The organism is Arthrobacter sp. MYb221, from assembly GCF_002979835.1.
Lineage (GTDB): Bacteria > Actinomycetota > Actinomycetes > Actinomycetales > Micrococcaceae > Glutamicibacter.
In genome coordinates this window covers 81,218-93,411 of sequence record NZ_PCPW01000007.1, presented here as the reverse complement: position 1 = coordinate 93,411, position 12,194 = coordinate 81,218, and the positions used below count along the sequence as shown (strand labels likewise).

At 60.2% G+C, this 12,194-nt stretch carries 12 protein-coding genes; 9 read left to right on the top strand and 3 right to left on the bottom strand.

Annotation, left to right across the window (positions count from 1 at the left end):
- Positions 1–18: 18 nt before the first annotated feature.
- From CQ015_RS10355 to CQ015_RS10335, 5 genes are all read left to right on the top strand, one after another.
- Entirely contained in the window at positions 19–570 is a 552-nt protein-coding gene (locus CQ015_RS10355) for a type II secretion system F family protein (RefSeq protein WP_181150393.1), read from the top strand.
- On the top strand, positions 567–1,100 hold the full coding sequence (locus tag CQ015_RS10350) for a type II secretion system F family protein (RefSeq protein ID WP_105553234.1): 534 nt from the start codon (positions 567–569) through the stop codon (positions 1,098–1,100). Before CQ015_RS10355 ends, CQ015_RS10350 begins: the two co-directional genes overlap by 4 nt.
- A gap of 112 nt (positions 1,101–1,212) precedes the next feature.
- Positions 1,213–1,395 (top strand): DUF4244 domain-containing protein, encoded by a 183-nt coding sequence (locus CQ015_RS10345; protein ID WP_105553233.1) that lies wholly within the window; start codon positions 1,213–1,215, stop codon positions 1,393–1,395.
- Between the two features lie 3 nt (positions 1,396–1,398).
- Entirely contained in the window at positions 1,399–1,734 is a 336-nt protein-coding gene (locus CQ015_RS10340; RefSeq protein WP_146114046.1) for a TadE family type IV pilus minor pilin, read from the top strand.
- Positions 1,731–2,120, top strand: a complete 390-nt coding sequence (locus CQ015_RS10335; RefSeq protein WP_105650055.1) for an Rv3654c family TadE-like protein — start codon at positions 1,731–1,733, stop codon at positions 2,118–2,120. The genes CQ015_RS10340 and CQ015_RS10335 overlap by 4 nt, the downstream gene beginning before the upstream one ends.
- Here the strand turns inward: CQ015_RS10335 and CQ015_RS10330 are convergent.
- Both CQ015_RS10330 and CQ015_RS10325 read right to left on the bottom strand, forming a co-directional pair.
- The gene (locus tag CQ015_RS10330; protein ID WP_105650054.1) at positions 2,111–4,441 is read right to left on the bottom strand and encodes a DEAD/DEAH box helicase; all 2,331 of its coding nucleotides are present in this window, start codon (positions 4,439–4,441) and stop codon (positions 2,111–2,113) included. The genes CQ015_RS10335 and CQ015_RS10330 overlap by 10 nt on opposite strands.
- Before the next feature lie 91 nt (positions 4,442–4,532).
- Positions 4,533–5,189, bottom strand: a complete 657-nt coding sequence (locus tag CQ015_RS10325) for a GNAT family N-acetyltransferase (RefSeq protein WP_096283380.1) — start codon at positions 5,187–5,189, stop codon at positions 4,533–4,535.
- A gap of 165 nt (positions 5,190–5,354) precedes the next feature.
- Between CQ015_RS10325 and CQ015_RS10320 the strand changes: the two genes are divergently transcribed.
- Positions 5,355–6,260 carry a rhodanese-related sulfurtransferase gene (locus CQ015_RS10320; protein ID WP_105650109.1) on the top strand — a complete coding sequence of 302 codons (906 nt, stop codon included), beginning with the start codon at positions 5,355–5,357 and terminating at the stop codon, positions 6,258–6,260.
- A gap of 61 nt (positions 6,261–6,321) precedes the next feature.
- On the opposite strand, the gene CQ015_RS10315 is transcribed toward CQ015_RS10320, so the two are convergent.
- Complete coding sequence (locus tag CQ015_RS10315; RefSeq protein WP_096283382.1) at positions 6,322–6,894, bottom strand: GNAT family N-acetyltransferase; 573 nt, start codon at positions 6,892–6,894, stop codon at positions 6,322–6,324.
- 74 nt (positions 6,895–6,968) lie between these two features.
- On the opposite strand from CQ015_RS10315, the gene CQ015_RS10310 reads away from it, so the two are divergent.
- The 3 genes from CQ015_RS10310 (at position 6,969) to topA (ending at position 12,173) form a co-directional block, all read left to right on the top strand.
- A complete protein-coding gene (locus CQ015_RS10310; RefSeq protein ID WP_105650053.1) occupies positions 6,969–8,558 on the top strand; it encodes a methyltransferase in 1,590 nt (529 codons plus the stop codon).
- Positions 8,559–8,581: 23 nt separating this feature from the next.
- A complete protein-coding gene (locus CQ015_RS10305) occupies positions 8,582–9,232 on the top strand; it encodes a helix-turn-helix transcriptional regulator (RefSeq protein WP_105650052.1) in 651 nt (216 codons plus the stop codon).
- A gap of 139 nt (positions 9,233–9,371) precedes the next feature.
- Positions 9,372–12,173: a type I DNA topoisomerase gene (gene topA / locus CQ015_RS10300; protein ID WP_096283387.1), complete on the top strand. Its 2,802-nt coding sequence runs from the start codon at positions 9,372–9,374 to the stop codon at positions 12,171–12,173.
- Positions 12,174–12,194: the final 21 nt, after the last annotated feature.

Below are 12,194 nucleotides of genomic sequence, written 5' to 3'. Positions count from 1 at the left end.
CCGGATGAGCCGAAGCATATGTTGGCCGAAGATGCCCGCACGATTCGCGAACTTGCCGCCTTGGTGCGCAGCGGACTCACTTTCTACCCCGCCGTTGATGCATTGCTGGCCGCCGAACACAGCCAGTGTCCGGTGCACCAGGCGCTTCACCAATTACGCGCCACGCACCGGCTGGGTGCTAGGAGCCCTTCGCCAACCGAACCGACGGCGAACAGCGCGCATCCCTCGTCGGTGCATCGAATGCATTGGTGCTTGCGGGTTTCCGAGCGCAGCGGCGCAAGCCTTGCGGAGGTGCTGGAACGGTTGGCCGATGATTTGGAAGCCGACCTGGTCGCAACGCAAGCATTCGACGCCGCCATGGCCGGCCCCAAGGCAACGGCCAAGTTGCTGACCTGGCTGCCACTGGTTGGGTTCGGCGCCGGGATTCTTCTAGGCATTGACGTGCCAGGTGCCCTAGCCACCTCGTGGGCGGCGCAGCTAAGCGTGGTCCTCGGGATGGCGTTGTGGCTGCTCAATCGGCTGTGGTGCAGGTACCTGCTGCGCACCACCACTCGGCAGGCGCTGCAATGACGTTCTTCGCGTTGTGCTGTGCGGTTGCCGCGGTCTTGCTGGCTATTTCTAGCCACGAGAGGCACGAAAGAACGCTGAGCATCAAGCGTCCGCAAGCCAAGGCCGTCGACATCCAGATTCAGCCTGTCGAGCTGATTCTGGATGTCAGCGCAAGCTTGTTGGATTCGGGGATGCCCATTAAAGACATTTTGGACACGCTGGGTCGCGGCGTCCCGCAAGGCGCACAGCTCTGCACCGTCGCACGATGCTTGGAAATGAACATGGAGTGGGATAAAGCCTGGCACTCGGCACCGGATTGGTTGCGGCCACTTGAAAAGGCTTTGCGCTTCGCTCATGTCACCGGAGCCCCGGCGGCGAGCTTGCTGCGCAATGCGGCAGCGCTGCAACGTCGCGAACGCAGCCAAAGAGTCGCAAGGCTGGGCGCGCAATTCGGTACCAGGCTGGTGCTTCCCTTGGGCGCCTGCGCCTTGCCAGCATTCATTGCCTTAGGCGTGGTGCCGCTGATTATTGCCTTGTTGCCGGGGCTCTGAACGAGTAATCCCCAGCTTGAAAGGAACCTAATCCGTGAAACGTTCAGGTGGCTCAAGCTGAAGGCACCAGCCCAAATTATTTCGCATTTGGGAAACAACGAAAGGAAAAATCATGAAACGTATGGAAGCTATGATTTCCGAGCGTCTTGCTGACGAAGAGGGCTCAACCACCGCAGAATTCGCTATGGTCACTCTGGCCGCCGTAGCCTTCGCCGGATTGCTGATCAGCATCCTGTCCAGTGGGGATGTGCGTGGCATGCTGATGGGACTTATCAGCAAGGCCCTGTCGCTGTAGGCAATGAACTTCAACGATGAGAGAGGTAGCAGCACGGCGGAATTCGCGGTGCTGCTACCGGCTGTTGCCGTGTTTTTATCCTTACTGTTGTGCTTTGGAGTGTTGGGTATGAAGCAGATCCAAGTGCAGCAGGCTGCCGCTGCCATGGCCAGAGAACTGGCACGCGGAGAAGAAAGCTCGGTAGTGCATTCAAGCGGGGTCAGGCTCGCCGGAGATGACGCGACATATGCGATTTCACGGGGTGGGGGATTCTCCGAAGTTCATGTCAGCAAGTCTGTGCGCATTCCACTGCTGGGACCCGTACAGGTCCATGGCGAAGCGAGCGTGGCGCTGGAATGAGACTACCAGTCGGCGCAAGAGGCGAGCGCGGCAATGGAACGGTGACGGCCACCGCGTTAGTGGCGGTGGCACTGATCCTGGCCTCGGCGGTGCTCCTTTGGACGGCCGCGACCCATGCATCGATGCGAGCGGCGGCTGCCGCCGATTTGGCGGCGCTAGCCGCCGCAGATACCGCTAGAGGTCTACGCGCCGGGGACCCCTGCGAGATCGCCCGAAGCGTATCGGCGGCCAACGAAGCCGAACTTGAGCAATGTGCCGTGGAGGACGGAGGAACCTCTGTGCGTGTAACCGTCAGTGTGCCGGTGACCTTCGTCGCCCTTGAGGTGAAGCTGCACGCGGCTACGGCGCGAGCCCGGGCCGGTGCACCGCCCTTAGATCAGCGATGATGGGCAGGCTCAATATCCTGCAGCACGGTGCTCAGCAGAAGTATGGCACCGCTTTTGTCCAATGGGTTATTGCGGTTTCCGCACTTCGGTGACTGCACGCAGCTGGGGCACCCGTGGGCGCATTCGCACGATTGGATGGCGTCTCGGGTAGCTCGCACCCAATCTAGGAAACGCTCGAAACCACGCTCGGCGAATCCGGCTCCCCCCGGCTGGGCGTCATAAACGAAGATGGAGGGGTGGCCGGTGTCCATATGAAGGGCCGTAGACACCCCGCCAATATCCCAGCGGTCCGAGGTCGCGACCAGGGGAAGCAGCCCGATCATCGCATGTTCGGCCGCATGCAATGCCCCCGGGAACTGATCCACGGTGAGCCCGGCACCCAGTAGCCGCTGTTCGGTGAGCGTGAACCACACAGATTTTGTATGGAGTTCACGAGCTTCCAGCTCCAGAGGTTCCTCGGAGAGCACCTCGTTGGAGGCTACCGATTTGCGTTGGAACGAGACCACCTGAGTGGTGACGGTGACCTCGCCGAAAAATATACCGAGTTCCTGATGTTTGCTACTGCGCTCTTGGGAATGGACCTCTACCGTTGTCAGGTCGCGGGCGTTGGTGTAATAATCCGGATTGACTCGACTGACCACGACCACATGATTTTGTTCGTCGAGTTCTTCAACGTGGTAGCTGGCTCCTTGATGCACGTAAATGGCTCCGGGGTGTGCCTGATAATGTGTTTGCGGCGAATCCATGGTTCCAAGCAGCGCTCCGGTTTCGGCGTCGATAATGTCGACCGGGCCACCGCCGTCTGCCCGAATGGAGAACATCGAGGCGGCGTGTTGCGGATGGGTCCAGAACCATCCGGCCGGCCTACGGCGCAAGTAGCCGCGCTGCACCAAGGAGTCCAGCAACTCTTCGGTCTGCGGGCCAAAAAGAGCTAATTCTTCGGGCCGCAACGGGTGTTCCTGGGCGGCTGCGCACAGGTGGCCGCTGAGTACGTATTTATTATGCGGGTCAAAGACCGTCGCTTCGACTCCGAGTTCAAATATTGCCTCGGGATGGTGCACCAGATAGGTGTCGAGCGGGTCTTCGGCGGCGACAAATATGGCAAGCGCATCTTGTCCGCTTCTTCCGGCACGGCCGATCTGTTGGAAGAATGAAGCGCGCGTTCCGGGCCATCCGGCGACCACCACCGCGTCCAACCCGGCGATGTCGATGCCAAGCTCCAATGCGGATGTCGAGGTCACTCCCAATAATTGGCCGGAGCGCAATTGTTTTTCAACTTCGCGGCGTTCGGCCGGCAGGTATCCTGATCGATAGGCCGCCAAGCGGACGCTGAGTTCTGGAGCGAACTTTTCCAAATGCTTGCGCGTGAGTGCCGCAATGGTCTCTGCGCCGCGGCGGGATTTGATGAACACGATGCTGCGCACATGGTCCGCCATTAGGTCGGTAAGGATTGAGGCGCTCTCTGCGATCGCCGTGCGACGTAGCGGGGCACCATTTTCACCAGTCCGGTCGGTCAAGGGCGGTTCCCACAGTCCGATGACTAGTTCCCCCGAAGCGGAGAAATCGTGGGTAACAGCCTGCGCCGGGGCGCCGATGAGCCTCGAGAAGGATTCTTCCGGGTCCGAGCTGGTTGCCGAGGCGCCGATGAAGACCGGGTCGTTTCCGTAGTGGGCGCAGATGCGCCGCAGCCGGCGCATCAAGTTTGCGACGTGGGCACCAAAAACTCCGCGATATGAATGCGCCTCGTCGATGACCACGTAGCGCAACCGTTTGAAGAAACGCGACCAGGCCTGATGGTTGGACAGGATGCCACGATGGAGCATATCCGGGTTGGTGAAGACAAAGTTCGCGTGTTGCCTGACCCAGCTGCGGGTTCCTTGGTCGGTGTCGCCGTCATAGCTAGAGGCCCGAACGCCTGGCACCTTCAAAGCCTGCACCGAAGCCAACTGGTCTGCCGCCAAGGCCTTGGTGGGGCAGATGTACAAGACGGCCCCTTGGGCCTCGGCATCATTGGGGCCGGTCTCTCGGGTGCGGTAGAGCAGGTCAATACTTGGCATGAGATATGCCAAAGATTTGCCGGAGGCCGTGCCGGTAGAAATGATCGTGTGGTTTCCCGCATGAACGGATTCCGCGGCTTGCACCTGGTGCAGCCAGGGCCGCTGAATGCCTAGTTCCTCAAAGGTTTGCCGGACCGCGTCGTGGATCCAGGTCGGCCATGGCGCGGTGATCTCATCTTTCGCGGCCACCGACTTGCGATGGATGACCGCTTCGGGATCGTTTTGCCGATTGAACGGATCCAGCAACGCGCGCACGGACTTCACGTCTAGAGCCTCTCTGAGCAACGGTGGGTAGTTAAAAGCTTATCGCCGTCGAAAATAATTCCGACGGCGATCAGCGAAGAAATGGTGGCGGTTAGCCTTTGAACAGGACAACCTTGCCTAGCGAGGTCCAGCCCAAGGAAGCGTAGAGCTGCTGGCCGTCAACGGAGGCGATGAGCAGGCCCTCGTCCACATCGTGCTCTTGGGCCAGTGAGGCAAGCGCGCGCATGATCAAAGTTCCAAGACCCTGACGACGGAAATCTGTACCGGTAATGATGCGGTCGAAGATCGCGAATCCGGCGACTGCCGAGACGTGGCCGGAAGCGGCTACGATCTCCTGATTGTCTTCTGGATGCAGCGAAACATAGGCATGGGTGCCGTCGCGTTCGATCTGGAAGACGAAGCCATCTGCGGGCAAAGGTACTTCGACGTCGTGCACGGCTAATTCGGTGACCATGAGGACTTCATCGTCTGCGGACACCTGAAGGCCAACCTCGCTGGCGGTGCGCAGCAGTCCCTCGATCGAGTCATCGAATGCGGTGAGACGGCGCTTTGGATGCTTTTTAAGCGTCTCGGCGACCGCTGCGAGCTCTTCCTTGGAAGGCTCATAAATAACGTATTCCCAGTCCCCGGTCGTATCGTGACGGAGGGCCGCGTGGACTCGCCCCTCATGGCGGGTCTCGTATCCACGGACGCCTGCCCAGCCGTCTACCCAGGTACCAATCAGTTCATCGCTTGCGTTTGATGCCATGTTTTGACCCTACCCTGTCTCACCTAGGAATTAGCTGACGTTGAGCTAATCGTTGCTTACTTGAAACTATAGTCAATGCTGATACCCGGACAATGGTCGAGACCGAGAATGTGACTTTGCTCTTTTGCGCGGCGATTTGTGCCGAAAAGCTACTACCCTTATATGGTGGCCATTCATCGCATCGTTTTGTATTACGCATTTACTCCGCTTCCCGACCCGGAAGCCGTCCGCTTGTGGCAGCGTTCGCTGCTGGAACGCTGGGGCTTGCGCGGTCGAATTATCATCTCCAAGGACGGCATCAACGGGACCGTTGGCGGCGAGATTTCTGCCGTCAAGAAATACGTGAAGGCTACCCGCGAGTTCCCTCCATTCACAAAGATGGATATTAAGTGGTCCGTGGGCTCGGCCGAAGACTTCCCGCGTATATCCGTCAAGGTCCGTGACGAAATTGTCACGTTCGGCGCCCCGGGCGAGATCGAGATCGACGAGAACGGTGTGGTCGGCGGCGGGGTCCACCTGCGTCCCGAGCAGCTCCACGAACTGGTCGAAACGAAGGAGAAGGTTGGGGAGAAGATTCACTTCTTCGATGGCCGAAACGCGTTCGAAGCCCAGATCGGCAAGTTCAAGGACGCGATCGTTCCGGCGGTGGAAACCACCCGCGAGTTCATGGATGAACTCGATTCGGGAAAGTACGACCACCTGAAAGATCAGCCGATCGTCACCTACTGCACCGGTGGTATTCGCTGCGAGGTGCTCTCCGCGCTGATGGTCAAGCGCGGTTTCCAAGAGGTTTACCAGATGCAGGGCGGAATCGTCCGCTACGGCGAACAGTACGGTGACAAGGGCCTGTGGGAAGGTTCCCTGTATGTCTTCGACAAGCGCATGCACACCGAATTCTCCGAGGATGCGGTGACCATCGGCGAATGCGTCGGTTGCCAGGGGCCCACGAACAAGTTCGAGAATTGCGCGAACCCGACATGCCGCAACCTGCGTCTCTTCTGTGAAGACTGCGCCAAGGATGAAGAATTGCGCCGGTGCCCAGACTGCACCGAAGTATCGATCGAAGCCTAGGCAAGAGCCAGCGCGCCGCATGATCTAGAGATCATGCGGCGCGCTGGCATTTAATCGGCGCTTAGGAACTTGGCCACAGGTCGAGTGACGCATCGATTACTTCGGTTTCCTCGGCCGTGGTGTCATAAACGCTGAAGCCTCGTGCTTGGTAGTTCGGGATGGCCGCTTCCCCATCCAACGAGCAGGTGTGCAGCCACACCCGGCCCACCGGCGGGAGATCTTCGAAGCGCGTGTGCAGATCCCAAGCCCGACGATTGGCTTCGCTGAGCAACAGACCACCGAGACCCTGCCCGATGGCTTCGGGGAATAGCCCGAAGTAGTAGATCTCTACCTCGCTCTGGGCCTCGGTCACCTCGGTCACCAGTTCCGCGTACCCCTTCGGCACCCCATCCTGGTAGAGCACATAGGTTTCAGAGCCCGCACGGCGCAGCGTCGCATCCCATTGTTCACGGCTGGAAGCCAGCCGATCTGCCCAGTTCAATTTGCTCCCCACGCTTTGATAGAGGAAGCGGGAAAACTCGGCCGAGATCTGTTGGGCGCGTTCGATCCTCGCATGCTGCGGAAGTTTTCTGGCACTCGGGCGCATTTCGGCACTCGAAAGCTGCTGCAAATAGGTGATGGTCACGACTGGCATACCGAACATCCTAAGGCGGTTGGGCAGTTGTTGCGCAGTCTTGTAACACCCGCGGACTCGTTAGACTTGGAACTGTGAATGCCGCTGAATTTTCTGCCATTGAAGATGCCCCTAGTAGTTACGACCTCGCGTTGCTGGACAAGCTCCATGCCGACTTGACAACAATGAAGTTTGGCTTTGATGCCATCACCGAGCTATTAGGTGATGATGCGGTGGCTGCTTATGGTCGGGATCAGATCCACCCGGCGCTTCGAGTTCTGAACAAGCAGCCCGAAGCCGGTTCCCTGGCGTGCGCCGTTCGGCTGTTCCAGTTGGGACAGGCGGAATCAGTCGCGGCGATCGCCGCGGCATTCCCCACGGTGCGTGCCGACGGGCTGCTCAAGCTCGGGTTGATTGAGCCATGGGCCTCGGGGTACCGGGCTAAGGTGGCGTTGGCGGTGCATGGCTCGGATGTAGATGGTGAATTGTGGGTGGCTCACGACCTGGGTTCGCACCAGCGTCCCGGGGTTCTGCGCACGGACCACGTTTTAGGCATTGGCCATGCTTCGCGCACGCTTGCGCAGGTCACCGTCCGTCCGGACGCTGAACGGGCCCTCGATCTCGGCACGGGATGCGGAATACAGCTATTCCATTTGCTCTCGCACTCCAAGCACGTGACCGCCACGGACCTTTCGGACCGCGCACTGGCGTTCACCCGGTTTAACCTGGTGCTCAACCACCGAGCTTTGAAGCTGGACCCGCAGCGGCTAGAAGAGCGGGTTACGCTATTGCAGGGCAGCCTGTTCGAACCGGTGGCCGGCCAGAAATTCGACTTGATCGCCAGCAATCCGCCATTCGTGATCACACCGCGCAATAAGTCCGAGCGTGAGCAAGACCGCTTCACCTACCGTGATGGTGGCATGGCCGGCGATTCCTTGGTGAACACGCTGATTGCCCAGGCCCCCGAGCATCTGAACCCCGGTGCACATATGCAGATGCTGTCGAATTGGGAGATACCTCGCCTAGATGAGGAATCCAATGAACCATGGGCGCGGCGGGTCTCCGATTGGTTTGCCGATGACTTGGACGTCTGGGTGATTGAACGTGAACAGGCCACTCCGAGCGTTTATGCCGAAACCTGGTTGCGCGATGCGTCGCAAAGCGAGGACAGCGCCGCCTACGCGGCCGCCTATGACGCCTACCTCGACGACTTCGAATCCCGCCAGGTCGGTGCGGTCGGTTTCGGCATGGTGTATTTCCGCCGGCCCGCGCAACCGGAGGTAACCTTCCGTCTCTTCGAACAGATACCGCACCAGGTGGAACAGCCGCTGGCTCCTGCCTTGGAGCGAGACATTCTGATGGCAGATGCATTGCGCGAAGCCGGAGAAGAATGGAAGCAGTGGCACCTGCTAGTCGCAGAAGATGTCACCGAGGAACGCCATCAGCGCCCCGGTGCCGAACATCCAGGAGTGATCCTCTTGCGCCAGGGCGCGGGGATCCGCCGGACCGAAATTTTGGACTCGGCGCAGGCCGGATTCCTGTCGGCCTGCGATGGTGAATTATCGGTCGCGCAGTTGGTTGTAGCCCTTGATTCACTGATCGGTGAGGGCGAGGAGAATTTCACTGAAAGGCTTTATGAAGCTATTGCTCGCCTTCTGCGGCATGGAATGCTTCGTAAAATCTGAAACAAAGGCTAAACTTTTTCGTTATGACACGGAACACAGTCGAGGAAGACGGCGCGCAGCGCGCCGACGCGGAAGATCAACCCCCACAAGTGGTCTCGATCACCGACCCGCAGGCGATCCGCGCGCTGGCCCATGATGCTCGGCTGATCGTGCTCGACGAGCTTTTCGCATCGCAAACCACGCGCACCGCAACGGAGCTGGCATCGATGTGCTCATTGACGCCCAGCGCCATGAGCTATCACTTGCGCGCACTGGAGAAATACGGGTACGTGGCGCGCGCGGCCAGCGAAGGCGACGCGCGAGAACGCCGGTGGCGCGCCGCGGGCGAAAGGCTGGAGCTAAACACCCAGATCGATTCGACGAACGCGAAAACGGCCTACCTCAACGTGCAGTTGAACGCGTTCCGCACAAGGCTGAATGCCGAAGTGGAGCGGCGCGAGGCGGAAGCCAAGTCGGGAATCGAGCCGGATGCCGACCGCCCACCCTTGCTGACCAGTGGTTTAGTGTTTCTTCCCGAAGCGAAGCAAAAGGAGTTTAATCGGCGATTATTGGACCTCGTTTACGAGTATGAGGCAATGGCCACGGCCGAAGAACGCAACATCGACTCAAAGCGTATGTTCTACTTAATCTCACTACTACCCGAGTACCAGCACCCGGGTGGAGATGCGAGCTAGAGAAAAGTTGTGCAGTTCTTCGGTGTAAGATCATCGGGAATTGCGACTGATTCTGGTCGCAAGGAATGGTGCTGCGATTGCCGCCCGAGCGTTACCTCGCTGGGAAGCGTTCGGAACCGCGTTGTATAAAAGGAGAGCTGTGCCCGCAAAGGCCAAGGAAAAGACCGGCAAGAAACTCGTTATCGTGGAGTCTCCTGCCAAGGTAAAGTCAATCGCCAAATATCTGGGCGAGGGCTTCGACGTGGACGCCTCGGTGGGCCACATCCGCGATCTTCCCCAGCCCTCCGAGCTTCCCACCGAGCTCAAGAAAACTTCCGTGGGCAAATTTGCGGTCGACATCGATAACGACTTCGAACCCTATTACATGGTGTACCCGGATAAGAAGAAGCGCGTTTCGGAGCTGAAGGCCAAGCTCAAAGATGCCGACGAACTCTACCTCGCAACAGATGCGGACCGCGAAGGCGAAGCCATCGCGTGGCACCTGCTCCAGGTGCTTAAGCCCAAGGTCCCGGTACGCCGTCTTGCCTTCACCGAAATCACCAAGGAAGGTATCGAGCGCGCCCTGGGCTCGATGCGTGAGCTGGATACCGATCTGGTCGATGCGCAGGAAACCCGCCGCGTCCTGGATCGCCTCTACGGTTACGAGATCTCTCCGGTTCTGTGGCGCAAGATTGCCCGCGGGCTCTCCGCCGGCCGTGTCCAGTCGGTCGCCACCCGGCTGGTGGTTGAGCGCGAACGTGAGCGCATGGCTTTCGTCTCCGCCGGGTACTGGGATGTCAAGGGAAGCTTCGCCACCACCGTTGGGGAAACCTTCGCCGCCAAGCTCTCCTCGGTGGACGGCAAGCGCGTCGCCTCGGGCCGCGACTACGATGACCGCGGCCAGCTGAAGACCACCCGCAACCCGGTCGCGGAGCTGAACCAGGAAGCCGCCGAATCATTGGTCAGCAATTTGGCCAACAGCGACTTTGCCGTCACCTCCGTGGAGGACAAGCCCTACACCCGACGTCCGGCAGCGCCCTTCACCACTTCGACCTTGCAGCAGGAAGCCAGCCGCAAGCTACGCTGGAGCTCGAAGCTGACCATGCAGATCGCGCAGCGTCTGTACGAAAATGGTTACATCACCTACATGCGTACCGACTCGGTATTCCTGTCGAATGAGGCCGTCCGCGCCGCCCGCACCCAAGCCACCGAACTTTATGGCTCGGATTCGATTCCCAAGAGCCCCCGCGTGTACAAGGGCAAGTCCGACTCCGCTCAAGAAGCCCACGAAGCAGTTCGTCCGGCCGGTGACATGTTCCGCCGCCCAAAGGACGTCCGCTCCCAGCTCTCCAAGGATGAATTCACCCTGTACGAGCTGATCTGGAAGCGCACCGTCGCCTCGCAGATGGCAGATGCCAAGGGATTCACCGCCACCATCAAGCTCGCGGGCACCGCTAGCGATCAGCGCGTTGCCGAATTCTCTGCCTCCGGTACCGTCATCACCTTCCGCGGTTTCCTCTCGGCCTACGAAGAAGGCAAGGACTCCGAGAGCGACGCGGCAGATAAGCCGGAGAACGCCGAGGCACGCCTGCCTCAGCTCGCCGTGGGACAGGGGCTGACCGGGGATGAGCTGACCGCACTGGGCCACGAAACCACCCCGCCGGCGCGCTATACCGAAGCGTCCATCGTCGCCGAGCTGGAAAAGCGCGAGATTGGCCGTCCCTCGACCTACGCGCCGACCATCTCCACCATCATGGATCGCGGCTACGTGACCAAGCGCGGCGGCGCCCTGGTGCCAAGCTGGATCGCGTTCTCGGTAATCCGCCTGCTCGAAGAGCACTTCGCCAAGTACGTGGACTACGACTTCACCGCACGCTTGGAAGACGACCTGGACGAAATCGCGCAGGGCAACCGTGCGCGCTCCGACTGGTTGAACATGTTCTACTTCGGCGGCAAGGGCGAAACCAGCCCGGAGGGCCTGAAGCACGTGGTGGACAACCTCGGCGACATCGACGCTCGGGCGATCAACTCCATCAAGATCACCGATGACATCACCTTGCGCGTGGGCAAGTTCGGCCCATACCTGGAACGCGCCATCCCGGAAGGCGCCGAAGAAGGCACCGACCCGCAGCGCGCGAATGTGCCCGAGGAACTGGCTCCGGACGAGCTGACCGCGGCGAAGGCCGAGGAACTGTTCGCCACCGCCCAGGTCTCCGAACGCGAGCTGGGCATCGAAGAGGCTACCGGCCGCAAGATCGTGGCCAAGGACGGCCGTTACGGCGCCTACGTCACCGAGATCATCCCGGAGCTCACGGAAGAGGAAATCGCCGCGCAGCCGGTGGAATACTACAAGAACGGCAAGCCAAAGCCGCCGAAGAAGCCGGTCAAGGTCAAGCCACGCACCGCGTCGCTGTTCAAGACCATGACCGTGGAAACCGTCACCCTGGATGAGGCTCTGCAGCTGATGAGCCTGCCCCGGGTGCTCGGTGCCGACGCCGAGGGCGAAGAGATCACCGTGCAGAACGGCCGCTTCGGTCCGTATCTGAAGAAGGGCAGCGATTCGCGTTCCATCGACAGCGAAGAGCAGATCTTCACCATCACCCTCGACGAGGCGCTGGCGATCTACGCACAGCCCAAGCAGCGTGGCCGCCGCGCCGCGGTGCCGCCGCTGGCCGAGTTCGGGGTGGACCCGACGAGCGAGAAGAACATCGTGGTCAAGGATGGCCGCTTCGGCCCATACATTACCGACGGCGTCACCAACATCACCGTGCCGCGCACAACCTCCTTGGAGGAGCTGACGCGTGAGCAAGCCATTGAGCTGCTGGCGGATAAGCGCGCCCGTGGCCCGGTGAAGCGCACGGCAGCGAAAAAGGCTCCCGCGAAGAAGCCCGCAGCCAAGAAGGCCCCGGCCAAGAAGGCGACCACGGCGAAGAAAACCACCGCCAAGAAGAGCGAGAAGTAGACTTCGTCTCTGAGTTGAGGA